Origin of the sequence: Enterobacter hormaechei ATCC 49162, assembly GCF_001875655.1 — a bacterium.
GTDB lineage: Bacteria > Pseudomonadota > Gammaproteobacteria > Enterobacterales > Enterobacteriaceae > Enterobacter > Enterobacter hormaechei.
The window spans coordinates 745,963-768,940 of sequence record NZ_MKEQ01000002.1; the positions used below are offsets into that span (position 1 = coordinate 745,963).

A 22,978-nucleotide genomic window follows, 5' to 3' on the forward strand; every position below is an offset into this window, starting at 1 on the left:
TTATCGCTCCTCGCCGTACAGGAGCGCACCCACGTCCGGCTCGACGTCAAACATATTCTGTAGCGCGTCCAGCGTGTCGCGGGCTTCCTCCTCATTAATTACGCTCATGGCAAACCCCACGTGGACCAGCACCCACTGGCCGAGTCGCGAGGCACCCGTTTCATCGGTGCTGCCCACCAGCGTCAGATCGACGTCGCGCAGGATGCCACAGACCTCCACTTTGGCCTGATTACCGTCGATGGAATGAATTTGTCCGGGGACGCCTATGCACATCGTTCGCTCTCCAGCCAGTTCAGCCAGCCGTCCATCCCGTCGCCGCGCGTGGCGGATACCAGCAGGATCTCAATATCCGGGTTCACTTCCCGGGCGTAAGCCAGGCACTTATCCACGTCGAAATTCAGGTACGGCAGCAGGTCGACCTTGTTCAGCAGCATAAGGGAGGCGGCGGCAAACATATGCGGGTACTTCAGCGGCTTGTCTTCCCCTTCGGTGACGGAGAGCACCGCCACTTTATGCCGCTCGCCGAGGTCGAAGCTTGCCGGACACACCAGGTTGCCGACGTTTTCAATAAACAGGATGCCGTTATCCGCCAGCGGCAGACGCGGAGCGGCGTCGGCGATCATCTGCGCGTCCAGGTGGCAGCCTTTTCCGGTGTTGACCTGAATCGCGGGCGTACCGGTTTCGCGGATGCGCGCCGCGTCGTTAACGGTTTGCTGGTCCCCTTCGATAACGGCGCAGGAGACGCGTTTATTCAGCCGTTTGAGCGTTTCGGTCAGCAGGGTGGTTTTGCCGGAGCCGGGGCTGGAAACCAGGTTCAGCACCAGCTGTTTGCGCGCGGCAAAGCGGGCGCGGTTGCGGGCGGCGAGCTGGTTATTTTTGTCCAGCACGTTGATCTCCACCTCCAGCATCTGGCGCTGGCTGATGCCCGGCGCGTGGGTACCCGCTTCGCCGTAACCGTAATGCAGGTCGCCCGCGTCGGAACGCTGCGGCGCAAAGGTGATGCCGGTCAGGGCCGCCGCGGGACGCGGGGCAGGGGAAAAGGGCGCGGAACGAAACGCGGAGTGGGGACGGTGTTCATCCCCTTCTATATACAGGTTGCCTTCGGCGCAACCGCAGGTACTACACATACTTTACTCCTTCTCGATTTCGAGGCGTTGGATCTGCATACCGTCATCTGCCACGATGCGTAGCCCGCTGCTCTGGCACTGCGGACAGCGCTGCACCTTCGATGACAGCAGCGTGACGTACTCCTGACACTGCTCGCACCAGCACTCTGCCTGCTGCTCTTCAATATGCAGCTCGCAGCCTTCCGCCAGCGTGCCGCGGCACACCAGCTCAAAACAGAAGGTGAGGGCGCTGGTCTCGACGCAGGAAAACGCCCCGACCTTCAGCCAGACGCCGGTCACGCGCTTCGCATGATTTTGCACTGCCTGCTGTTCGATAAGTTCCAGTGCCCGCTGGCAGAGGGTGATTTCGTGCATGACGCCTCCTCAATGATTTGCGCCAGTAAATGCAATAACGGTGCCAGCTTGATTTGTGTTACGGCGTGACGATGTCAATGCTGTCGAAATGACACGTCGACACCGCGGCGGTGACAGTGCCAGTCTCGATAAAAATCATTTAAATCAACGTATTAAAAACTGGCACGAAATCTGCTTAACAGCCGCTAACTCCATTAACCGGATACCTTTTATGACTATTTGGGAAATTAGCGAAAAAGCGGATTACATCGCGCAACGTCATCAGCAGCTTCAGGAGCAATGGCACCTGTACTGCAACTCACTGATTCAGGGGATCACGCTGTCGAAGGCCCATCTGCACCACGCCATGAGCTGTGCGGCACAGGGGGATATGCGTTTTGTTCTGTTTGGTCACTTTACGATTTACGTCACCCTGGCGGAGACCTTCAACAGCCACACGATTGAGTACTACGTCGAGACGAAAGAGGGCGACAGGTACTGTATCGCCCGGGCGCAGCTGATGGCGGACGGCATGGTGGACGGTCACGTCAGCAACCGCGATCGCCAGCAGGTGCTGGAGCACTATCTGGAGAAAATCGCGCCGGTTTACCACGGCCTCTACGCTGCCGTTGAGCACGATCGGCCAGTCAACCTGAAACAGCTGATCGACGGAAAATCCTCCGCGAACGTGGCCTGAAAAGCGAGTGTCGAGAAGTGTCGATAAGACAGTTTTTTTCGTCAAAAATGACCATCACCAGAGGATGACCCGGTGAACCGTTTTGTAATTGCTGACTCGACGGTCTGTATTGGCTGTCGAACCTGTGAGGCGGCGTGCTCGGAAACGCATCGCCTGCACGGGCTACAGTCCATGCCGCGCCTGCGCGTCATGCGTAATGAGAAAGAGTCTGCTCCGCAGCTCTGCCACCACTGTGAAGATGCCCCGTGCGCGGGCGTCTGTCCCGTCAATGCCATCACCCGCGTTGACGGCGCGGTACAGCTGAACGAAAGCCTGTGCGTGAGCTGCAAGCTGTGCGGCATCGCCTGTCCGTTCGGTGCCATTGAGTTTTCCGGTAGCCGTCCGCTGCATATTCCGGCGAATGCCAATACCCCGAAAGCGCCGCCTGCGCCACCGGCTCCGGCACGCGTGAGCACGCTGCTGGACTGGGTGCCCGGCATCCGCGCTATCGCGGTGAAGTGCGACCTGTGCAGCTTCGATGAGCAGGGTCCGGCCTGCGTGCGGACCTGTCCGACCCGGGCGCTGGTGCTGGTCAACATCCGCGACATTGCCCGCACCAGCAAACGCAAGCGCGAGCTGACCATTAATACCGACGTCGGCGATCTTTCGCTGTTGCAGGCGCTTAACGAGGGGGCGAAATGAACGCGATTGTGATGATGACCAGCGGCGTGGCCTGGTTTGCCGCCGCCGCTGTCCTGGCGCCGATGGTCTCCTTTAATAAAACGTTGAGCGGCTGGATCGCCGGTATCGGCGGGGCGGTCGGCAGCCTGATGACGCTGGCAGCGGGCGGCGTTGTCCTGATCGACGGCCAGTCCGTCGACACCATTATCCCGCTGATTCACCACGCCGTTGAGCTTACGCCGCTGAACGCCATCTGGCTGGTCACATTTGGCCTCTGCGGGCTGTTTATCAGCCTGTTTAATATCGACTGGCACCGCCATCCGCACACCAAAGTCAACGGCCTGCTGGTCAATCTGCTGATGGCCGCCGCGGTCTGTACGGTTATCGCCAGCAACCTTGGCGCGCTGGTGGTGATGGCTGAAATCATGGCCCTGTGCGGCGTGTTCCTGACCGGATGCAGCGCTTCCGGCAAGCTGTGGTTTGCGCTTGGACGCCTCGGCACGCTGCTGCTGGCGCTGGCCTGCTGGCTGGTGTGGCAGCGTTTCGGTACGCTGGATTTTGCCGCGCTGAACGGACAAATGCTGGGCAATGACGTCTGGCTGTTGGGCGTAGTCGGTTTTGGCCTGCTGGCCGGGATTATCCCGCTGCACGGCTGGGTCCCGCAGGCGCATGCGAATGCCTCTGCCCCCGCCGCCGCGCTGTTTTCTACGGTGGTGATGAAGGTCGGTCTGTTCGGCATCCTGACGATAACCCTGACGGGCGGCCAGCCACCGCTGTGGTGGGGCGTGGCGCTGCTGATTGCGGGGATGATCACCGCATTTGTCGGCGGTCTGTACGCCCTGATGGAGCACAATATTCAGCGCCTGCTGGCCTACCACACCCTGGAGAACATCGGGATCATCCTGCTCGGTATGGGCGCGGGCGTCACCGGGCTGGCGCTGAATCAACCGGCGCTGATTGCCGCCGGGTTTATCGGCGGTCTGTATCACCTCGTCAACCACAGCCTGTTTAAAAGCACCCTGTTCCTCGGGGCGGGCAGCGTCTGGTTCCGCACCGGTCATCGGGATATCGAAAAGCTTGGCGGCATCGGCAAAAAGATGCCCGTCATTTCGCTGGCGATGCTGGTCGGGCTGATGGCGATGGCCGCACTGCCACCGCTGAACGGCTTTGCCGGAGAGTGGGTGATTTACCAGTCCTTCTTTGCGCTCGGCCAGAGTGAGGCGTTTATCGGACGTTTACTCGGCCCGCTGCTGGCGGTGGGTCTGGCAATCACCGGCGCGCTGGCGGTGATGTGCATGGCGAAAGTCTATGGCGTCACCTTCCTCGGCGCACCGCGCACCCGCGAAGCGGAAAACGCCTGCTGTGCCCCGGTACTGATGTGTGCCAGCGTGGTCGCGCTGGCGCTGTGCTGCATCGCGGGCGGGGTAGCCGCGCCGTGGCTGCTGCCGCTGCTGGGCCATGCCATTCCGCTGCCGCTGGCGACGGCACATACCGTCGTCTCCCAGCCGATGATGGCGCTGCTGCTGATTGCCGCGCCGCTGCTGCCGTTCGTGCTGATGCTGTTCTTCAGACGCGACCGTCTCGCCTCCCGCTCGCGCGGCGCGGCGTGGGCCTGTGGTTACGAACACGAGCAGTCGATGGTCATCACCGCCCACGGTTTCGCCATGCCGGTGAAGGAGAACTTTGCCGCCGTGCTGAAGCTGCGCCACTGGCTGAACCCGGTGGGCTGGGTCCCTGGCTGGCAGGGTGCCGCCGTGCCCGTGCTGTTCCGCCGCCTGGCGCTGATCGAGCTGGCGGTGCTGGTGGTGATTGTCATTTCACGAGGAGCCTGACATGAGTCTGTTACTGGCAATTCTTCAGGCGCTGGTGCTGTTCGCCGCCGCGCCGCTGCTGTCGGGCATCACGCGCGTGGCGCGCGCCCGGCTGCACAACCGTCGCGGGCCTGGCGTGCTTCAGGAGTACCGCGATCTCTTCAAACTGCTCTCCCGTCAGAGCGTCGCGCCGGATGCCGCAGGCTGGGTGTTCCGCCTGACGCCGTTCGTGATGGTGGGCGTGATGCTGACCATCGCCACCGCGCTGCCGGTGGTGACGGTGGGTTCGCCGCTGCCCGTGCTGGGCGATCTGATTACGCTGATCTACCTCTTCGCCATCGCCCGTTTCTTCTTTGCGATTGCGGGCCTGGACACCGGCAGCCCGTTTACGGGTATCGGCGCCAGCCGCGAGGCGATGCTCGGCGTGCTGGTGGAGCCAATTCTGCTGCTGGGGCTGTGGGTGGCGGCGCAGGTAGCAGGTTCGACCCACATCAGTTTTATCACCGACACCGTTTACCACTGGCCGGTTTCACGTTCTCTCCCGCTGTTCCTGGCGCTCTGCGCCTGCGCGTTCGCCACCTTTATCGAGATGGGCAAGCTGCCGTTCGATCTCGCGGAAGCGGAGCAGGAATTACAGGAGGGGCCGCTCACCGAGTACAGCGGCTACGGCTTTGCGGTGCTGAAGTGGGGCATCAGCCTCAAGCAGCTGGTGGTGTTGCAGATGTTCGTCGGCGTTTTCTTCCCGTGGGGGCAGATGTCGCACTTCTCTGCGGGCGGCCTGCTGCTGGCCGTGGTGGTGGCTGCGCTCAAGCTGCTTATCGGCGTGCTGGTGATTGCCCTGTTTGAAAACAGCATGGCGCGCCTGCGTTTTGTCGAAACGTCACGCATCACCTGGGCCGGTTTTGGTTTTGCATTTTTAGCGTTCGTCTCCTTGCTGGTGGCGTGATTAAAGAGAGTGTTTATGTCTGAAGAAAAGAAAGGTCAGCAGTATCTCGCCGCATTGCATCAGGCTTTCCCGGGCGTGGTGCTCGAGGAGTCCTGGCAAACCAAAGACCAGGTAACCGTCACCATTAAGGTGAACTACCTGCCGGAGGTGGTGGAGTTTCTCTACTACCAGCAGGGCGGCTGGCTGTCAGTACTGTTCGGCAACGACGAGCGCCAGCTGTGCGGCAACTATGCGGTGTACTACGTGATGTCGATGGAGCAGGGCGAGAAGTGCTGGATCACCGTGCGCGTCGAAGTCGACCCGAACAAGCCGGAGTACCCGTCCGTTACGCCGCGCGTGCCTGCCGCCGTCTGGGGCGAGCGCGAAGTGCGCGACATGTACGGCCTGGTACCGGTTGGCCTGCCGGACGAGCGTCGTCTGGTGCTGCCGGACGACTGGCCGGATGAACTCTATCCGCTGCGCAAAGACAGCATGGACTACCGCCAGCGTCCGGCGCCGACCACCGACAGCGAAACCTACGAGTTCATCAACGAGCTGGGCAGCAAGAAGAATAACGTGGTGCCGATCGGCCCGCTGCACGTGACCTCCGACGAACCGGGACACTTCCGCCTGTTCGTCGACGGCGAGAACATCATCGACGCCGACTACCGCCTGTTCTACGTCCACCGCGGCATGGAAAAGCTGGCGGAGACCCGCATGGGCTACAACGAAGTCACGTTCCTCTCTGATCGCGTGTGCGGCATCTGCGGCTTCGCCCACAGCACCGCCTACACCACCTCGGTGGAAAACGGCATGGGGATCGTGGTGCCGGAGCGCGCGCAGATGATCCGCGCCATCCTGCTGGAGGTGGAGCGCCTGCACTCGCACCTGCTGAACCTCGGCCTGGCGTGCCACTTCGTCGGCTTTGACTCCGGGTTTATGCAGTTCTTCCGCGTGCGTGAAGCGTCGATGAAAATGGCAGAAATTCTTACCGGGGCGCGTAAAACCTACGGCCTGAACCTGATCGGCGGGATCCGCCGCGACCTGCTGAAGGACGACATGATCCAGACCCGCCAGCTGGCGCAGCAGATGCGCCGGGACGTGCAGGAGCTGGTGGACATGCTGCTCAGCACGCCAAACATCGAGCAGCGCACCGTCGGCATCGGTCGTCTTGACCCTGAAATCGCCCGCGACTTCAGCAACGTCGGCCCGATGGTACGCGCCAGCGGTCACGCCCGCGATACCCGCGCCGATCATCCGTTCGTCGGCTACGGCCTGCTGCCGATGACCGTGCACAGCGAGCAGGGCTGCGACGTCATCTCCCGCCTCAAGGTGCGCATCAACGAGGTGTTCACCGCCCTGAACATGATTGACTTCGGTCTCGATAACCTACCCGGCGGCCCACTGATGGTGGAGGGCTTCACCTACATTCCAAACCGCTTTGCCCTCGGCTTTGCCGAAGCGCCGCGCGGGGATGACATCCACTGGAGCATGACCGGCGACAACCAGAAGCTTTACCGCTGGCGCTGCCGCGCGGCCACTTACGCCAACTGGCCAACCCTGCGCTATATGCTGCGCGGCAACACTGTCTCTGACGCGCCGCTGATCATCGGAAGCCTCGACCCGTGCTACTCCTGCACCGACCGCATGACCGTAGTGGACGTGCGCAAGAAGAAAAGCCAGGTGGTGCCGTACAAAGAGCTTGAGCGCTACAGCATCGAGCGTAAGAACTCGCCGCTGAAATAAGGACTCGCCATGTTTACCTTTATCAAAAAAGTGATCAAAACCGGCGCGCAGACCAGCAGCTATCCGCTGGAGCCGATCCCGGTGGATAAAAACTTTCGCGGCAAGCCGGAGCACAACCCGCAGCAGTGCATCGGCTGCGCGGCCTGCGTCAACGCCTGCCCGTCGAATGCCTTAACGGTGGAAACGGACCTCAAAACCGGCGAGCTGGCCTGGCAGTTTAACCTCGGGCGCTGCATCTTCTGCGGCCGCTGCGAGGAGGTCTGCCCGACGGTCGCCATTCGTCTTTCGCCAGAGTACGAGCTGGCGGTGTGGAAGAAAGAGGATTTTCTCCAGCAGTCGCGCTTTGCGTTGTGCAACTGCCGCGTCTGCAAGCGTCCATTCGCCGTGCAAAAAGAGATCGACTACGCCATCGCGCTGCTGAAGCACAACGGCGACGTGCGCGCGGAGCATCATCGTGAAAGTTTCGAAACCTGCCCGGAGTGCAAGCGTCAGAAGTGCCTGCTGCCGTCTGACCGCATCGATTTAACCCGTCATATGAGAGAGGCCAGCTGATGGAAAACTTACTCGGCCCGCGCGACGCTAACGGCATTCCGGTGCCGCTGACGGTGGAGGAGTCCATCGCCAGTATGAAGGCGTCGCTGCTGAAAAAAATCAAACGCTCGGCCTACGTCTACCGCGTGGACTGCGGCGGCTGCAACGGCTGCGAAATTGAAATCTTCGCTACCCTGTCGCCGCTGTTTGACGCCGAACGTTTTGGCATCAAAGTGGTGCCGTCCCCGCGCCATGCGGACATTCTGCTGTTTACCGGGGCGGTCACCCGCGCCATGCGATCGCCCGCGCTGCGCGCCTGGCAGTCGGCGCCGGACCCGAAAATCTGCATCTCCTACGGCGCCTGCGGCAACAGCGGCGGCATCTTCCACGATCTTTACTGCGTCTGGGGCGGCACCGACAAAATCGTGCCGGTGGACGTCTATATCCCGGGCTGCCCGCCGACGCCCGCCGCGACGCTGTACGGCTTTGCGATGGCGCTCGGCCTGCTGGAGCAGAAAATCCACGCCCGCGAGCCGGGCGAGATCGACAACCAGCCTGCGGCCATTCTGCACCCGGACATGGTGCAGCCCCTGCGGGTGAAGGTCGACCGCACGGCGCGGAAACTGGCAGGCTATCGCTATGGTCGCCAGATTGCCGACGATTACCTGCGCCTGCTGAGCCAGGGCGACCATCAGGTGGCGCGCTGGCTGGAGGCGGAAAACGATCCGCGTCTCAATGAGATCGTGGCGAACCTGAACAGCATTGTGGATGAGGCGCGTATTCGATGAGTGAAACGGTGGTGTTCAGCCAGCTGAGCCGTAAGTTTATTGATGAGAACGACGCCACGCCGGATGCGGCGCAGCAGGTGGTCTATTACAGCCTGGCGATTGGGCACCACCTTGGGGTGATCGACTGCCTTGAAACGGCGCTAAGCTGCCCGTGGCCCGAGTATCTGGCGTGGATCGCCACGCTGGAAGAGGGCAGCACGGCGCGGCGCAAAATGGAGGGCGTGCCGAAGTACGGCGAGATCGTTATCGACGCCAACCACATCACGATGCTCGCCAACGCCTTTGACGCGGCGCTGAGCAGGCAAACCCCGGCGCAGCAGGCGTGGAGCAAAACGCTGCTCGGCATGCTGCACGATATTCATCAGGAGAGCGCCATCTACCTGATGGTGAGGAGATTACGTGACTGACGTTTTACTGTGTGTCGGCAACAGCATGATGGGCGACGACGGCGCGGGCCCGCTGCTGGCAGAGATGTGTGACGCAAACCCACCGGGCAACTGGGTGGTGATTGACGGCGGCAGCGCCCCGGAAAATGACGTGGTCGCCATTCGAGAACTGCATCCGGACAGGCTGTTAATCGTCGATGCCACCGATATGGGGCTGAACCCCGGTGAGATCCGCCTGATTGACCCCGACGACATCGCCGAGATGTTTATGATGACCACCCACAATATGCCGCTGAACTATCTGGTGGATCAGATTAAAGACGACGTGGGCGAAGTGCTGTTTCTGGGGATCCAGCCGGACATTGTCGGGTTTTATTATCCGATGACGCCGCCAGTGAAAGCGGCGGTGGAGGTGGTGTATTCCCGGCTTGACGGGTGGATTGGAAATGGTGGGTTTGAACCCCTCACCCCGGCCCTCTCCCCATAGGGGAGAGGGTGAAAACCGCACCGAGTAGTTTGTAGGCCGGGTAAGGCGAAGCCGCCACCCGGCAAAACAGGCTACTCCAGATCCTCTCCGTTACTCGCAATCACCTTCTTATACCACCAGAACGATTTCTTGCGCTTGCGGTCCAGCGTGCCGTTGCCGGCGTTGTCCCGGTCAACGTACACAAACCCGTAGCGCTTGCTCATCTCCCCCGTTGAGGCCGACACCAGATCAATGCAGCCCCAGGTGGTGTAGCCCAGCAGCGGCACGCCGTCCTCAATCGCGTCGCCCATTGCGCGGATATGCTCGCGCAGGTAGCTGATGCGGTAGTCGTCGTTGATCTCGCCGTTTTCATCAATAACATCCTTCGCCCCGAGGCCGTTTTCCACCAGGAACAGCGGCTTCTGGTAGCGGTCGTACATCATGTTCATGGTGATGCGCAGGCCGAGCGGGTCGATGCCCCAGCCCCACTCGCTCACCTGAATGTGCGGGTTACGCAGGGACTTCACGATGTTCGCCGCGCTGGTGTTGCCCGCGTTCATGTCCGCCGACGCGCAGCGCGAGGCGTAATAGCTGAACGAGACAAAGTCGACGGTGTTTTTTAGCAGTTCATCGTCGCCGGGGTCTTTCACAATCACCACGCCTTTTTCGCGGAACACGCGGGCGGAGTAGGCCGGATAGCTGCCGCGCGCCTGCACGTCGATAAAGAACAGGTTCTCGCGGTCTTTCTCCAGCGCCATCCACACGTCTTCCGGCTTGCAGGAGTAAGGGTAGAAGTTACCGCCTGCCAGCATACAGCCGACCTGGTTTTCCGGGTTGACCTCGTGGGCGATTTTGGTCGCCAGCGCGCTCGCCACCAGCTCGTGATGCGCGGCCTGGTATTTCACCTGATCTTCGTTTTCCCCTTCCTCAAACACCAGCCCCGCGCCGGAGAACGGGCTGTGCAGCATGATGTTGATTTCGTTGAAGGTCAGCCAGTATTTCACCAGCCCGTTAAATTCTTCAAAGCAGGTGCGGGCGTAGCGGGCAAAGAAATCGACCATCTTACGGTTGCGCCAGGAGCCGTACTCCGTCACCAGGTGCATCGGCACGTCGAAATGGCAGAGCGTGACCAGCGGCTCGATGTTGTACTTTTTGCACTCCTCGAACACCGCGCGGTAGAAGGCAATGCCTTCCTGATTCGGCAGCGGTTCGTCGCCGTTCGGGTAGAGGCGGCTCCAGGCAATCGAGGTGCGGAACACCGTAAAGCCCATCTCCGCCATCAGGGCGATGTCTTCTTTGTAGCGATGGTAAAAATCAATCGCCTCGTGGCTCGGGTAGAATTCGTCGTCCCGCAACGAAAACCGTTTTTCCTTACCGACCTTTACCGCCAGACGATTCGCGCCGTGGGGGATCATGTCGACCGTCGTCAGTCCTTTGCCGCCTTCACGGTAAGCACCTTCACTCTGGTTGGCGGCAAGCGCGCCGCCCCATAAAAATCCTTGTGGAAAAACAGACATTCTTACCTCGCTTTCAGTTTATGCTTCTGCTGCTTTGTTCTGAACCGGTGCGGTTTGCAGGGCACGCGCTTTTTCGGCTTCGTCTTCGACCGGGATATCCTCAAACCCTAACAGCAGGGTCAGTACAAACGACAGCACCACCGCCAGCCCCATCACGCCAAACACCCAGACGATGGTCATCGGGTTGGCCGGGTCGAAGAACTGCACGCTGGTGAACAGCCCCGGCGCCGCCATCGAGTGGCTGGCAAGACCGGCCATGCCAGCCACCGCACCGCAGATAAAGCCGCTGATCAGGCTCGCAATCAGCGGACGTTTCAGGCGTACCGCCACGCCGTACAGGGCCGGTTCAGAGATCCCCGCCATGATGGCGGAGGCCGCCGCGGCCAGCGCCGTCTGGCGCAGCTCCGGGTTTTTGGTTTTCCACGCCACCGCCAGCGATGAACCGCCGAGTGACAGATTGGCGCCGATTTCCGACGGCATCACCATCCCTTCTTTGCCCGTTTCGGCAATGGTCTGGATGATGGTCGGGGTAAAGACGCGGTGCATCCCGGTCATCACCAGCAGCGGCCACAGCGCGCCCATAATGGCGACGGAGAGCCAGCCCAGATAGCCGTGGATGGTGTAGACCAGCGCGGAGATGGCGCTACCGATCCAGATCCCCAGCGGGCCTATCAGCACGATGGCGAGCGGGGCGGCAATCAGCACGATCAGCATCGGTTTCAGGAAGTTTTTCGTCACCGCCGGGGTGATGCGATCCACCCAGCGCTCGATATAGGACAGGCACCATGTCATGACCAGAGCCGGGATAACGGTATAGGTGTATTTCACCGCCGTGACCGGAATGAGGGCAAATTCTACGTGCTCGCCCTGCGCCGCTTTCGCCATCAGCTCGATAAAGCTCGGGTGCACCAGCACGCCCGCAATGGCAATCGCCAGCGACATGTTGGTTTTGAACTTCACCGCTGCGGAAGCCGCCACCATCAGCGGCAGGAAGAAGAACGCGCCGTCGCCAATAACGGTGAGGATCGTCAGCGTCGGGTCGCCTTTGCCCAGTACGCCGGTCATCTCAAGGATCATCGCCAGCAGCTTAACCATCGACCCGCCGATGATCGCCGGGATCAGCGGCGACATGGTGCCGATCAGCGCGTCGAGGATCCCGGCGCCAATCCGGCGCAGCGTGATCTTCTGTGGACCTTCCGGTACGGCAGGTTGCAGGTTAGCGGGCAGCAGGCTCACCACTTCACGGTATGCCTGGGACACGGTGTTGCCGATGATCACCTGGCACTGGTTGTCGTTGCGCACCACGCCGAGCACGCCGCTGATGCTTTTCAGGCGCGCGGCGTCGGTAAGGCTTTCGTCTTTCAGAACGAAGCGCAGGCGCGTCATGCAGTGGGTGACGGCGACGATGTTCTCTTTGCCGCCCAGCGCGCTAACGACGTCGGTCGCCAGCGCAGCGTAATTTTTTGCCATCGGATGTGATCCTGTTATCGTTGTGAGAAGTGTAGGAAACCGGTTTCACATAATCATTATGAGTTTCTATGAATGAAACAAGATCGCTTTGTGTACATTTTTTCGTTTCGTGATGCAGATCGCGGTGGGGTGGTAAAAGCGTGATAACGCCGCTGGGACAATTTTTTTGCGGTGCAGTACACTGCGCCCATCAGGTTCACACGGAATAAGAATATGACCACGATGTTGGAAGTGGCGAAGCGGGCAGGCGTGTCGAAAGCGACGGTCTCACGGGTGCTGTCGGGGAACGGTTACGTCAGTCAGGAGACCAAAGACCGGGTGTTTCAGGCCATTGAAGAGAGCGGGTATCGCCCCAATCTGCTGGCGCGAAACCTGGCGACCAAACGCACCCAGACCCTGGGGCTGGTGGTGACGAACACCCTGTACCACGGCGTCTACTTCAGCGAACTGCTGTTTAACGCCGCGCGGATGACGGAAGAGAAGGGGCGGCAGCTGATCCTCGCGGATGGTAAACACAGCGCCGAAGAGGAGCGCGAGGCGATCCAGTACCTGCTCGACATGCGCTGCGACGCGGTGATTATCTACCCGCGTTTTCTGAACGTGGAAGAACTGGACGCGCTCGTCGAGAAATGCGAGCAGCCGATTATGGTGCTCAACCGCCGTTTGCGGAAAAACAGCAGCCACAGCGTCTGGTCCGATCATAAAGCGTCGTGTCAGGAGGCGGTGTCGCAGCTGATTGCGAAAGGCCACCGGGAGATTGCGTTTATCACCGGTTCACTGGATTCCCCCACCGGGGTGGAGCGTCTTTCCGGCTACAGGGACGCGCTGGCGCAGCACGGCATTGCGGTGCGTGACGCGCTTATCGTCGAAGGGAAGTGGAACCCGGCCAGCGGCGCGGCGGCGGTCACTCAGTTGCTTGCCCGCGGCGAACCGTTTACCGCGCTGGTGGCGAGTAACGACGATATGGCGATTGGCGCCATCAAGCAGCTGCACGAGAGCGGCGTTGCCACGCCGGGCGCGGTGTCGGTCATCGGCTTCGACGACGTGGCGATCGCGCCCTATATCGTGCCCTCCCTCTCCAGCGTGCGTATTCCGGTGACGGCGATGATCCAGGAGACCATCAGCCGCCTGATCTTCATGCTCGACGGCGGTGAGTTTAAATATCAGCAAACCTTCTCCGGCGAGCTTATCCTGCGCGACTCCGTCATTGACGGCCCGCATCGCTGACGTCGACATCTGTCATCGTCACTAATGACGATGACAGATCCTTCTCTTTTTTATTTGGCTTTAAAATCAATGCGTTAAATATTGGCACGGTTTATGAATAGCTTCGCGCATAACAGTTATGCCGGAGAAGCAGATGAACCGTTTTATTATGGCCGATGCCAGCAAATGCATTGGTTGCCGTACCTGTGAAGTGGCGTGCGTGGTGTCCCACCAGGCGGAGCAGGATTGCGCCTCTCTCACCCCTGACACCTTCCTGCCGCGCATCCACGTCATTAAAGGCGTGAATATTTCCACCGCTGCTATCTGTCGCCAGTGTGAAGACGCGCCGTGCGCCAACGTCTGCCCGAACGGGGCGATTAAGCGTGAAAAAGGCTTCGTACACGTGATGCAGGAGCGCTGCATCGGGTGCAAAACCTGCGTGGTGGCGTGTCCGTATGGCGCGATGGAGGTGGTGGTTCGCCCGGTGGTGCGTAACAGCGGTATCGGGCTGAGCGTACGCGCGGAGAAAGCCGAAGCCAACAAATGTGACCTCTGCTACCACCGCGATGCCGGTCCGGCGTGTATGGAAGCCTGTCCGACGCATGCGCTGGTCTGCGTCGATCGCGACAAGCTCGAACAGATGAGTGCCGAAAAACGCCGTCGCGCGGCGTTCGACACCTCGTCATCGCTGCTGTTTTAAGCGGCAATGCGCGTTAACGGCGTACAGTTGCGGGTGCGCGGCAAAGTGCAGGGCGTCGGGTTTCGTCCCTTCGTCTGGCAGCTTGCGCACCAGCTGGGGCTGGCGGGCGACGTGTGCAACGACGGAGAGGGTGTCCTGGTGCATCTCGCGGGCAGTGGGGGTGACTTTACCGCGAGACTGCGCCAGGACTGCCCACCGCTGGCGCGTATCGATCACATTGAAACGCAGCCGTTCAGCTGGACGACGCTGCCGGACGCGTTTGCCATTCGCCACAGTGAGAGCGGGGCGATGGACACGCAAATCGTCCCGGATGCTGCCACCTGTCCCGCATGCCTGGCGGAAATGCGCGATCCCCGCGAACGTCGCTACCGCTACCCGTTTATCAACTGTACCCACTGCGGGCCGCGTTTCACCATCATTCGCGCCATGCCGTATGACCGCCCGGCCACGTCAATGGCGTCATTCCCGCTCTGTATGCCCTGCGAAACGGAGTACCGCAATCCCGCCGATCGACGTTTTCACGCCCAGCCGGTGGCCTGCCCGGACTGTGGACCCCAGCTGGAGTGGCGCGCCGGGGAGGCTGCTGCCACCCGCGAATCGGCGTTAAGCGCGGCGGTGGAGAGGCTGAAAAACGGCGGGATTGTCGCGGTCAAAGGGCTGGGCGGTTTTCACCTGGTCTGCGACGCGCTTAACCCGCAGGCGATACTGACATTGCGGACACGCAAGCAGCGCCCGACGAAGCCGCTGGCGGTGATGATCCCCGATGCGGATGAGCTGCCGGAGACCATCCAGACGCGGTTACGCTCCTCCGCGGCACCGATAGTGTTGACGCCAAAAGCTTGTCTTCCTGCGTTTCCTGAGGAGATTGCGCCGGGGCTGAATACGGTCGGCGTAATGTTACCCGCGAACCCGCTCCAGCATTTGCTGATGATGGCGTGCCAGCGTCCGCTGGTGATGACCTCCGGGAACCTCAGCGGCAGACCGCCCGCCATCACCAACCCGCAGGCGATGGAGGAACTGGGCGATATTGCTGACGGTTTTCTGCTGCACAACCGGGACATCCTGCAACGCATGGATGATTCGGTGATGGATCGGGATGGCGCCATCCTGCGTCGCGCACGCGGTTTTGTGCCGGATGCCATCATCTTACCCGCCGGATTCCGCGATATCCCTCCCATGTTGTGCACCGGCGCGGAGATGAAAAACACTTTCTGCCTGGTGCGTGGGAACCAGGCGGTGCTGAGCCAGCATTTTGGCGATCTGAGCGATGAGGGCGTAGAGGCGCAGTGGCGCAGCGCGCTCACGACGATGCAGGACATCTACGCCTTCCAGCCTGAGCGCGTGGTGTGCGATGCGCATCCGGGGTATCGTGCCCGCCAGTGGGCGCTTGAGCAGACGCTGCCCGTTGAGACCGTGCTGCATCATCACGCGCATGCGGCAGCGTGTCTGGCGGAGAACGGCTGGCCGCTCGACGGCGGAGACGTTATCGCCCTGACGCTGGACGGCATCGGCATGGGCGAGAACGGTGCGCTGTGGGGCGGGGAGTGTCTGCGGGTCAACTATCTCGACTGCGAGCGGCTGGGCGGTCTGCCAGCCGTTGCGCTGCCGGGGGGCGATCTGGCAGCGAAACAGCCGTGGCGCAATTTGCTCGCCCACTGTCTGGCGTTCGTACCTGACTGGCAGCAGTACCCGGAAACAGAGGCGGTACAGCGTCAAAACTGGCCGCTGCTGGCCACGGCGGTGTCACGCGGTATCAACGCGCCGCGGGCGTCGTCCTGTGGTCGTCTGTTTGACGCCGTGGCCTGTGCGCTGGGCATTGAAACGCAACGCTATGAGGGCGAAGCCGCATGCAGGCTGGAGGCGCTGGCCGAACGCGGTGCAGGGGGTGATCATCCGGTGACGCTACAGGCGGATAACCTTGCGCTGTTCTGGCAACAGTGGCTTACCTGGCGGGCGGAACCCGGCGAGCGCGCCTGGGCCTTTCACGATGCGCTGGCAAAAGGGCTAAGTGAACTGGCGGCATCGCATGCCCGCCGACTGTCGCTCACGACGGTGTGTTTCAGCGGCGGCGTCCTGCACAACCGCCTGCTGCGCGCGCGCCTTCGTCACTACCTTTCTGATTTTACGCTTCTTTTTCCTTCGCGCCTGCCCGCAGGCGACGGAGCGATCTCCTTCGGGCAGGCGGTGGTTGCTGCCGCCCGATCATGTTCACAAAGGATTTAAAATGTTACGACTTTTACGCAATGAACCTCGTGCAGCATGTCTGCTGCTGGCTCTGGTGATGGCGAACCTGCTGGCCTGGGGGCTGGCATGGCAAACCTTTAGCGGCAGCACGGCGCTGATGGCCGCCAGCCTGCTGGCATGGTGCTATGGACTGCGTCATGCGGTGGACGCTGACCACATTGCCGCGATTGATACCGTGACGCGTAAGATGATGCAGCAGGGCAAGCGTCCGTCCGGCGTGGGCGCATGGTTTTCCCTCGGACACTCCACCATCGTGGTGCTGGCCTCCATTGCCATCGCCGCGACCGCCACGGCGTTCCAGAAAAACATGGCGTGGTTTCACGAGACCGGCAGCCTGATCGGTACGGCGGTGTCGGCAACCTTCCTGCTGGCGATGGCGCTGGTGAATATGGTGATCCTGCGCGGCGTCTGGCGCAGTTTTCAGGCACTGAAACACGGCAGGCCCGTGCAGGGTGATATCACGCTGCCTGCGCAGGGTGGCGTCATGCACTGGCTGTTCGGCAAAACCTTCCGCCTCGTCAATAAAAGCTGGCAGATGTATCTGGTGGGCTTCCTGTTTGGCCTCGGCTTTGACACGGCCACCGAGATTGGCGTGCTGGGGATCTCCGCCGCCAGCGCCTCCAGCGGGATGTCAGTGTGGTCGATCATGATCTTCCCGGCGCTCTTTGCCAGCGGCATGGCGCTGGTGGATACGCTTGATAACCTGCTGATGGTGGGGGCCTACGGCTGGGCATTTAACAAGCCGCAGCGCAAGCTGTACTACAACATGACCATCACCGGCACCTCGGTAGTGGTGGCGCTGTTTATCGGCGGGCTGGAAGCGCTGGGTCTGCTGATGGACAAGTTCTCCCTCAGCGGCGGCGTGTGGGATCTGATTGGCGCAGTGAACGATAACCTGGGCGATGCCGGATTTGTGGTGGTCGGGCTGTTTGTCGCCTGCTGGCTGATCTCGATGGCGAACTACCGCTGGCGCGGTTATGACGCGCTGGTGGTGCGGTCCTGAACTACCCAGCCCTGTTTTTGCCCGGCGGCGCTACGCTTGCGCGGGCCTACAAGGTTTACCGTTTTGGGGTTGAGTAGGCCGGGTAAGCGAAGCGCCACCCGGCATTGCGAGGGTTAAGCAGGTAGCGATTTCAGCAGCGTGAACGCCTCCTTCATCCGGTCTTCACTGACGACAAAGGCGCGCATCTGACCGTCGGTATCGGTGCCGCGCGCCACCATGCCCTGAGGCGAAAGGACAATCTCCCAGTCCAGATCCTGACGCTGCGTTTCACCTGCGAGATGCAGCGGTAGTTCCGGCGTTTTTACTTTCACCAGCATGGCGGGTAATTTCACCGGGGCGTTGCCGCCGAGCAGGTTTTTCGCCAGGAACATGGCGCTTAACTGTATCGGTTGCAGGAACGGCAGCACCTGGCCGTTAATTTCCGCGCAGTCGCCCAGGGCATAAATGTCCGGCTGGGTGGTTTGCAGGTAGCTGTCCACCTTCACGCCGCGATTGATCTCGGCGCCCGCGCGGTGCGCCAGCGCGGTTTCCGGGCGCAACCCCGTCGCCGCGATAACCGCATCCACTTCCACGCTGCGGTTGCGATCGAGCGTCGCACGAATGCCGGTGTCGGTTTTGCTCAGACTCTGCAACTGCGATTTCAGCAGCAGATGCACGCCCATGTCGGTCAGACGATGCTGTAAGCGACTGCTTACTTCTGCTGGCATCAGCGCTGACAGAATACTGGCCGCGTGGTCAACCAGGGTGACGGATTTCCCCGCCCGGCAGAAATCCATCGCCAGCTCGGTGCCAATCAGTCCGCCGCCGACAATCATCACCCGTTGCGCGTCGCGTAACAGGGTTTCGCTGGCCTGATACTCCTGCTGACTGTTAAGGGTGACCATCAGTTCGCGGCCCTCAACCGGCGGCACAAACGCCGATGCCCCCGTCGCCAGCACCAGCTTGTCGTACTGCCAGGTTTTATCTTTCGCTTTCACCACGTGGGCATCGGCGTCGATATCAGTGATCCAGGTATACGGAAACAGACGCAGGTTAAACTGTTCTGCGAACTCCCCCGCCGTCTGGCGGGTGAGATCGTCGGCGCGCTGATTCTGGCTAATGACGTGGCTTAAATCAGGCTTGTTGTACTCGTCCATGCTGTCGGCGGCGATCACCGTCAACGGCACGTTAGCATCCTGTTTGCGGATATTTTTCACCAGCTGGCGGGCGGCAAAGCCCGAGCCGATAATGACGATGCCGTGGCTCATTTTGCCTCCGTTGCCAGTTCATCAAAGACGTCTTTCCCGAGGGAACATTCCGGGCAGAGGAAGTTGTCCGGCACCTCGCTCCACGGCGTACCTGGCGCGACATCCTGCAACGGTTCGCCCAGTTCAGGATCGTAAATCCACTGGCAGACGCTGCACTGCATGCAAGGGCCGAGGTCGGCAGTGGCAGGGGCGGCTTCTGCTACGGATCCCGGCGCAACAGCCGGAGCGGGGGCGTTTTCCGGCAGCGGCGCAAGCGCCCACTGACGGGCAATGTCGCGACCGTGCTGGCGACAGATTTCCAGCGCGTCGAGATCCGGACGCCATTTCGCCTTCAGGCTCAGGGACATCTCAAAACCGGCATCCTGCAAACGGCTGGAAAGACGGTCTACCGCGCCGCCGCTCCAGCCGTGTGAACCAAAGGCGCTGGCGCGCTTGTTACGGAAGCGCAGGCCGGTCATCTCTTCCACCAGTCCGGCAATCTTCGGCATCATCACGTTATTCATGGTGGAGGTGCCCACCAGCACGCCCTTGGAGCGGAAGACGTTGGTCAATACCTCATTCTTGTCGCTGCGCGCCACGTTGAAGATTTTCACCGCCACGTTCGGGTCAACTTCGTTGATGCCCTGGGCAATCGCGTCCGCCATCATGCGGGTGTTGTTGGACATGGTGTCGTAGAAAATCGTGATGCGATCTTCCTGATAATCCGCCGCCCACTTCAGGTACAGCTCGACGATCTGGGTAGGGTTTTCACGCCATACCACGCCGTGGGAGGTGGCGATCATATCCACCGGCAGGTTGAAGCCGAGGATCTCGGTGATTTTTGGCGTGACCAGGCGGCTGAACGGGGTCAGGATGTTGGCGTAGTAGCGCTGGCACTGTTCGAACAGCTCGGTCTGATCCACTTCGTCGTTGAACAGACGTTCGTCGCAGTAGTGCTGACCGAAGGCGTCGTTACTGAACAGCACCGCGTCACCGGTCATGTAGGTCATCATGCTGTCCGGCCAGTGCAGCATCGGCGTTTCCACGAAGATCAGCTGTTTGCCGTTGCCGATATCCAGCGTGTCGCCGGTTTTCACGGTGTGGAAGTTCCACTCCGGATGGTGGTGGTGACCGTTGATGGAGTCAATGGCGTTGGTGGTGCAGTAGATCGGGGTATCCGGAATGTAAGACATCAGCTCGGTCAGCGCCCCGGCGTGATCCTCTTCCGCATGGTTGATGATGATGTAGTCGATGTCGTTCAGATCGATTTCGCTGCGCAGGTTCTGCACGAACTCGCGGCTGAATTTGTGATCGACGGTATCGATCAGGACGTTTTTACCTTCGCGGATGAGATAGCTGTTGTAGCTGCTGCCGCGCAGCGTTTTATATTCCGTCCCGTGGAAATCGCGCACTTCCCAGTCACGTTGACCCACCCAATGAATGTTATTTTTAACCAGAATAGACATAGCAACCTCAACGTAATACAGCGTTTTCAAATAAGATGGTTTGCTTATATCAAGTTGCGTGCCAACTTTTTAATTTATTGAAAGGTAAGGGATTGTGTTTTCATGATCCCAAATAGGTAGTCATTTTGACTATCTTAAAAATTGTCAATATGACACTATGCATTGTCAAAATGACAGTGAGGCAAAGATGAGCTTTTCCGTAGACGTGCTGGCGAAGATCGCCATAGAACTGCAAACCGGTATTGGTCATCAGGACCGTTTTCAACGGCTGATCTCCACGTTGCGTCACGTGCTGGGTTGCGATGCGTCAGCGCTGCTGCGTTACGAAGGGCGGCAGTTTATTCCGCTGGCCATCGACGGGCTGGCGAAGGACGTACTCGGGCGGCGTTTTACGCTGGAGGGCCATCCGCGTCTGGAAACTATCGCCCGCGCGGGGGACGTGGTGCGTTTCCCGGCGGACAGCGATCTGCCCGACCCGTACGACGGGCTTATTCCAGGCCAGGAGAGCCTGAAGGTGCACGCCTGTATTGGCCTGCCGCTGTTTGCCGGGCAGAACCTGATTGGCGCATTAACCCTCGATGGCATGTCGCCGGATCAGTTCGATACCTTCAGCGACGAAGCGCTACGGCTGATTGCTGCGCTGGCGGCCGGGGCGCTGAACAACGCCCTGCTGATAGAACAGCTGGAGAGCCAGAATATCCTTCCGGGTAGCCCGACGGTGTTTGAGCAGGTAGCGCACACCGAAATGATTGGCCTTTCGCCGGGCATGGAACAGCTCAAAAAAGAGATTGAGATTGTCGCCGCGTCTGATTTGAACGTGCTGATCTTCGGTGAAACCGGCACCGGTAAAGAGCTGGTGGCGAAAGCGATCCATGAAGCCTCGCCCCGTGCGGTGAACCCGCTGGTGTACCTCAACTGCGCGGCGCTGCCGGAAAGCGTGGCGGAAAGTGAGCTGTTCGGACACGTCAAAGGGGCGTTTACCGGGGCGATCAGCAACCGCAGCGGCAAGTTCGAAATGGCCGATAACGGCACGCTGTTCCTGGATGAAATTGGTGAGCTTTCCCTTTCGCTCCAGGCCAAACTGCTGCGGGTGTTGCAGTACGGCGATATTCAACGCGTGGGTGACGATCGCAGCTTACGCGTGGATGTGCGCGTGCTGGCGGCGACGAACCGCGATCTGCGCGAAGAGGTGCTGGCAGGTAATTTCCGCGCCGATCTGTTCCACCGTCTGAGCGTGTTCCCGCTCACGGTGCCGCCGCTGCGCGAGCGGGGGGATGACGTGGTGCTGCTGGCGGGCTTTTTCTGCGAACAGTGTCGGCTCAAAATGGGGCTTTCCCGCGTGGTGTTAAGCCCCGGTGCGAGGACGCACCTTCTGAGCTACGGCTGGCCGGGTAACGTGCGTGAACTGGAGCATGCAATCCACCGTGCGGTCGTGCTGGCGCGGGCAACGCGTTCGGGGGATGAAGTGGTTATTCATGCGCACCATTTTGCGCTGCATGAGGAAACGATGTCGTCCGTGAAGCCGGTGATGCCTGAGAGCGTGAACGAGAACCTGCGCGAGGCGACGGATGCGTTCCAGCGCCAGATGATCACCCGCGCGCTGGAGCAGAATAACCGCAGCTGGGCGGCATGCGCGCGGACGCTGGAGATGGACGTCGCCAACCTCCACAGGCTGGCGAAACGTCTGGGGCTTAAGGGTTAAATTATCCCCGCCTGGTAGAAGTCTTGCAGGTTGATCGCGCCGCACAGCCTGCCGTGCTCGTCCACCACCGGTGCGGCGGTGATTTTACGCTTCATCAGTACCTCTTTGGCTTCAATGGCGCGGCTGTCGGCGTTCAACGTCAGCCCGCCTTTGGTCATGGCGTCAGACACTTGAGTCTCCAGCCTGCCACCGCCCACCAGCCAGCGACGCAGATCGCCGTCGGTGAACACGCCTTTGACGTTTCCGCCGTCATCGCATACCGCCACCAGACCCAGACCGGTGCGGCTCAGCTCCAGCATGGCGTCCATCACGCTGGTGTCGAGCTTAACCTGCGGAATGGCATCGTCGGTGCGCATCAGGTGGTGAACCTTGTTGAGCAGCCGTGCGCCGAGCGCCCCCGCGGGGTGGGAGCGGGCAAAATCTTCCTCATTAAAGCCGCGCGCCTGCATCACCGCCATCGCCAGCGCATCGCCCATCATCAGCGTGTTGACGGTACTGGAGGTCGGTGCCAGGTGCATCGGGCAGGCTTCGCGCTCAACGGAAATATCCAGCGTGGCTTTCGCGGCCAGCGCCAGCGGCGAACGGGATTTGCCGGTCATCGCTAACAGGGCTACCGATTTTTCTTGCAGACGAGGGATGATGAGATCCAGCTCTTTGGCGGAACCGGAGTAGGAGATAAACAGCATCACGTCGCGGCTTTCGATCATCCCCAGATCGCCGTGCAGCGCTTCGGCAGGATGCACGAAGAACGCCGGGGTGCCGGTGCTGGCAAGCGTCGCGGCAATCTTCTTGCCGATATGACCGGATTTACCGATACCCGCCACGATCACTTTGCCCTCACAGTGGATGATGGTGTTGGCTGCACGAACAAAATCCTCGCCCAGACGCTCCGGCAGGCGGCTGGCTTCCTGTAGCTCCAGCAGCAGGGTCTGACGGCCTGCGTTTAACAGAAAATCACTCATTTTACTCTCCGG

At 60.7% G+C, this 22,978-nt stretch carries 22 protein-coding genes; 14 read left to right on the forward strand and 8 right to left on the reverse strand.

From position 1 onward, the window contains the following. The 3 genes from BH712_RS22665 to hypA are packed head-to-tail and all read right to left on the reverse strand — an operon-like array spanning window position 1 to window position 1,481. Window positions 1-273, reverse strand: a complete 273-nt coding sequence (locus BH712_RS22665; protein WP_006811744.1) for a HypC/HybG/HupF family hydrogenase formation chaperone — start codon at window positions 271-273, stop codon at window positions 1-3. Beyond that, window positions 264-1,127: a hydrogenase nickel incorporation protein HypB gene (gene hypB, locus BH712_RS22670; protein ID WP_006811743.1), complete on the reverse strand. Its 864-nt coding sequence runs from the start codon at window positions 1,125-1,127 to the stop codon at window positions 264-266. The genes BH712_RS22665 and hypB overlap by 10 nt, the downstream gene beginning before the upstream one ends. Before the next feature lie 3 nt (window positions 1,128-1,130). Continuing rightward, window positions 1,131-1,481: a hydrogenase maturation nickel metallochaperone HypA gene (hypA, locus tag BH712_RS22675; protein WP_006811742.1), complete on the reverse strand. Its 351-nt coding sequence runs from the start codon at window positions 1,479-1,481 to the stop codon at window positions 1,131-1,133. A gap of 211 nt (window positions 1,482-1,692) precedes the next feature. Between hypA and hycA the strand changes: the two genes are divergently transcribed. The 9 genes from hycA to hycI all read left to right on the forward strand — a co-directional run bounded on the left by hycA (window position 1,693) and on the right by hycI (window position 9,491). Continuing rightward, window positions 1,693-2,157, forward strand: coding sequence for a formate hydrogenlyase regulator HycA (gene hycA / locus BH712_RS22680; RefSeq protein WP_032674024.1), 465 nt, complete (start codon window positions 1,693-1,695; stop codon window positions 2,155-2,157). Window positions 2,158-2,229: 72 nt separating this feature from the next. After that, on the forward strand, window positions 2,230-2,838 hold the full coding sequence (locus BH712_RS22685; protein WP_006811740.1) for a 4Fe-4S dicluster domain-containing protein: 609 nt from the start codon (window positions 2,230-2,232) through the stop codon (window positions 2,836-2,838). Beyond that, window positions 2,835-4,649, forward strand: a complete 1,815-nt coding sequence (hycC, locus tag BH712_RS22690) for a formate hydrogenlyase subunit 3 (protein ID WP_006811739.1) — start codon at window positions 2,835-2,837, stop codon at window positions 4,647-4,649. Before BH712_RS22685 ends, hycC begins: the two co-directional genes overlap by 4 nt. A gap of 1 nt (window position 4,650) precedes the next feature. Then, window positions 4,651-5,574 (forward strand): respiratory chain complex I subunit 1 family protein, encoded by a 924-nt coding sequence (locus BH712_RS22695; RefSeq protein ID WP_006811738.1) that lies wholly within the window; start codon window positions 4,651-4,653, stop codon window positions 5,572-5,574. Between the two features lie 15 nt (window positions 5,575-5,589). Next, the gene (gene hycE, locus BH712_RS22700) at window positions 5,590-7,299 is read left to right on the forward strand and encodes a formate hydrogenlyase subunit HycE (protein WP_006811737.1); all 1,710 of its coding nucleotides are present in this window, start codon (window positions 5,590-5,592) and stop codon (window positions 7,297-7,299) included. 9 nt (window positions 7,300-7,308) lie between these two features. After that, a complete protein-coding gene (locus tag BH712_RS22705) occupies window positions 7,309-7,851 on the forward strand; it encodes a formate hydrogenlyase complex iron-sulfur subunit (protein WP_006811736.1) in 543 nt (180 codons plus the stop codon). Further along, window positions 7,851-8,618, forward strand: a complete 768-nt coding sequence (locus tag BH712_RS22710) for an NADH-quinone oxidoreductase subunit B family protein (RefSeq protein WP_006811735.1) — start codon at window positions 7,851-7,853, stop codon at window positions 8,616-8,618. Before BH712_RS22705 ends, BH712_RS22710 begins: the two co-directional genes overlap by 1 nt. Then, a complete protein-coding gene (locus tag BH712_RS22715; protein ID WP_006811734.1) occupies window positions 8,615-9,025 on the forward strand; it encodes a formate hydrogenlyase maturation HycH family protein in 411 nt (136 codons plus the stop codon). Before BH712_RS22710 ends, BH712_RS22715 begins: the two co-directional genes overlap by 4 nt. Next, the gene (gene hycI / locus BH712_RS22720; RefSeq protein WP_006811733.1) at window positions 9,018-9,491 is read left to right on the forward strand and encodes a hydrogenase maturation peptidase HycI; all 474 of its coding nucleotides are present in this window, start codon (window positions 9,018-9,020) and stop codon (window positions 9,489-9,491) included. Before BH712_RS22715 ends, hycI begins: the two co-directional genes overlap by 8 nt. Before the next feature lie 71 nt (window positions 9,492-9,562). Here the strand turns inward: hycI and BH712_RS22725 are convergent, their stop codons facing one another. Next, window positions 9,563-10,987: a 6-phospho-beta-glucosidase gene (locus BH712_RS22725; RefSeq protein ID WP_006811732.1), complete on the reverse strand. Its 1,425-nt coding sequence runs from the start codon at window positions 10,985-10,987 to the stop codon at window positions 9,563-9,565. An 18-nt stretch (window positions 10,988-11,005) separates the two neighbouring features. Then, window positions 11,006-12,457 carry a PTS cellobiose/arbutin/salicin transporter subunit IIBC gene (gene ascF / locus BH712_RS22730; RefSeq protein WP_006811731.1) on the reverse strand — a complete coding sequence of 484 codons (1,452 nt, stop codon included), beginning with the start codon at window positions 12,455-12,457 and terminating at the stop codon, window positions 11,006-11,008. A 189-nt stretch (window positions 12,458-12,646) separates the two neighbouring features. On the opposite strand from ascF, the gene BH712_RS22735 reads away from it, so the two are divergent. From BH712_RS22735 to BH712_RS22750, 4 genes are all read left to right on the forward strand, one after another. Further along, window positions 12,647-13,684: a LacI family DNA-binding transcriptional regulator gene (locus BH712_RS22735; protein WP_323372148.1), complete on the forward strand. Its 1,038-nt coding sequence runs from the start codon at window positions 12,647-12,649 to the stop codon at window positions 13,682-13,684. A gap of 133 nt (window positions 13,685-13,817) precedes the next feature. Next, the gene (gene hydN / locus BH712_RS22740) at window positions 13,818-14,363 is read left to right on the forward strand and encodes an electron transport protein HydN (RefSeq protein ID WP_017382793.1); all 546 of its coding nucleotides are present in this window, start codon (window positions 13,818-13,820) and stop codon (window positions 14,361-14,363) included. A gap of 6 nt (window positions 14,364-14,369) precedes the next feature. Then, window positions 14,370-16,586, forward strand: a complete 2,217-nt coding sequence (gene hypF / locus BH712_RS22745) for a carbamoyltransferase HypF (RefSeq protein WP_006811728.1) — start codon at window positions 14,370-14,372, stop codon at window positions 16,584-16,586. 1 nt (window position 16,587) lies between these two features. Beyond that, window positions 16,588-17,610: a HoxN/HupN/NixA family nickel/cobalt transporter gene (locus BH712_RS22750; RefSeq protein WP_006811727.1), complete on the forward strand. Its 1,023-nt coding sequence runs from the start codon at window positions 16,588-16,590 to the stop codon at window positions 17,608-17,610. A 113-nt stretch (window positions 17,611-17,723) separates the two neighbouring features. Here the strand turns inward: BH712_RS22750 and norW are convergent, their stop codons facing one another. Both norW and norV read right to left on the reverse strand, forming a co-directional pair. Next, window positions 17,724-18,857 carry an NADH:flavorubredoxin reductase NorW gene (norW, locus tag BH712_RS22755; protein ID WP_006811726.1) on the reverse strand — a complete coding sequence of 378 codons (1,134 nt, stop codon included), beginning with the start codon at window positions 18,855-18,857 and terminating at the stop codon, window positions 17,724-17,726. Further along, window positions 18,854-20,302: an anaerobic nitric oxide reductase flavorubredoxin gene (gene norV / locus BH712_RS22760; RefSeq protein ID WP_006811725.1), complete on the reverse strand. Its 1,449-nt coding sequence runs from the start codon at window positions 20,300-20,302 to the stop codon at window positions 18,854-18,856. Before norV ends, norW begins: the two co-directional genes overlap by 4 nt. A gap of 187 nt (window positions 20,303-20,489) precedes the next feature. Between norV and norR the strand changes: the two genes are divergently transcribed. Further along, the gene (norR, locus tag BH712_RS22765; protein ID WP_032674023.1) at window positions 20,490-22,004 is read left to right on the forward strand and encodes a nitric oxide reductase transcriptional regulator NorR; all 1,515 of its coding nucleotides are present in this window, start codon (window positions 20,490-20,492) and stop codon (window positions 22,002-22,004) included. On the opposite strand, the gene gutQ is transcribed toward norR, so the two are convergent. Next, entirely contained in the window at window positions 22,001-22,966 is a 966-nt protein-coding gene (gutQ, locus tag BH712_RS22770) for an arabinose-5-phosphate isomerase GutQ (protein ID WP_006811723.1), read from the reverse strand. The two genes, norR and gutQ, sit on opposite strands and share 4 nt — an antisense overlap. Window positions 22,967-22,978: the final 12 nt, after the last annotated feature.

Excerpts from the sequence above, each read along its gene's own strand:
- hycE (WP_006811737.1), top strand. The coding sequence starts at position 5,590 with ATGTCTGAAGAAAAGAAAGGTCAGCAGTATCTCGCCGCATTGCATCAG.
- BH712_RS22750 (WP_006811727.1), top strand. The coding sequence starts at position 16,588 with ATGTTACGACTTTTACGCAATGAACCTCGTGCAGCATGTCTGCTGCTG.
- hypF (WP_006811728.1), top strand. The coding sequence starts at position 14,370 with ATGCGCGTTAACGGCGTACAGTTGCGGGTGCGCGGCAAAGTGCAGGGC.
- norR (WP_032674023.1), top strand. The coding sequence starts at position 20,490 with ATGAGCTTTTCCGTAGACGTGCTGGCGAAGATCGCCATAGAACTGCAA.
- hydN (WP_017382793.1), top strand. The coding sequence starts at position 13,818 with ATGAACCGTTTTATTATGGCCGATGCCAGCAAATGCATTGGTTGCCGT.
- hycC (WP_006811739.1), top strand. The coding sequence starts at position 2,835 with ATGAACGCGATTGTGATGATGACCAGCGGCGTGGCCTGGTTTGCCGCC.
- BH712_RS22725 (WP_006811732.1), bottom strand. The coding sequence starts at position 10,987 with ATGTCTGTTTTTCCACAAGGATTTTTATGGGGCGGCGCGCTTGCCGCC.
- hypA (WP_006811742.1), bottom strand. The coding sequence starts at position 1,481 with ATGCACGAAATCACCCTCTGCCAGCGGGCACTGGAACTTATCGAACAG.
- ascF (WP_006811731.1), bottom strand. The coding sequence starts at position 12,457 with ATGGCAAAAAATTACGCTGCGCTGGCGACCGACGTCGTTAGCGCGCTG.
- BH712_RS22710 (WP_006811735.1), top strand. The coding sequence starts at position 7,851 with ATGGAAAACTTACTCGGCCCGCGCGACGCTAACGGCATTCCGGTGCCG.
- hycA (WP_032674024.1), top strand. The coding sequence starts at position 1,693 with ATGACTATTTGGGAAATTAGCGAAAAAGCGGATTACATCGCGCAACGT.
- BH712_RS22705 (WP_006811736.1), top strand. The coding sequence starts at position 7,309 with ATGTTTACCTTTATCAAAAAAGTGATCAAAACCGGCGCGCAGACCAGC.
- norV (WP_006811725.1), bottom strand. The coding sequence starts at position 20,302 with ATGTCTATTCTGGTTAAAAATAACATTCATTGGGTGGGTCAACGTGAC.
- norW (WP_006811726.1), bottom strand. The coding sequence starts at position 18,857 with ATGAGCCACGGCATCGTCATTATCGGCTCGGGCTTTGCCGCCCGCCAG.
- gutQ (WP_006811723.1), bottom strand. The coding sequence starts at position 22,966 with ATGAGTGATTTTCTGTTAAACGCAGGCCGTCAGACCCTGCTGCTGGAG.
- BH712_RS22695 (WP_006811738.1), top strand. The coding sequence starts at position 4,651 with ATGAGTCTGTTACTGGCAATTCTTCAGGCGCTGGTGCTGTTCGCCGCC.
- hypB (WP_006811743.1), bottom strand. The coding sequence starts at position 1,127 with ATGTGTAGTACCTGCGGTTGCGCCGAAGGCAACCTGTATATAGAAGGG.
- BH712_RS22715 (WP_006811734.1), top strand. The coding sequence starts at position 8,615 with ATGAGTGAAACGGTGGTGTTCAGCCAGCTGAGCCGTAAGTTTATTGAT.
- BH712_RS22665 (WP_006811744.1), bottom strand. The coding sequence starts at position 273 with ATGTGCATAGGCGTCCCCGGACAAATTCATTCCATCGACGGTAATCAG.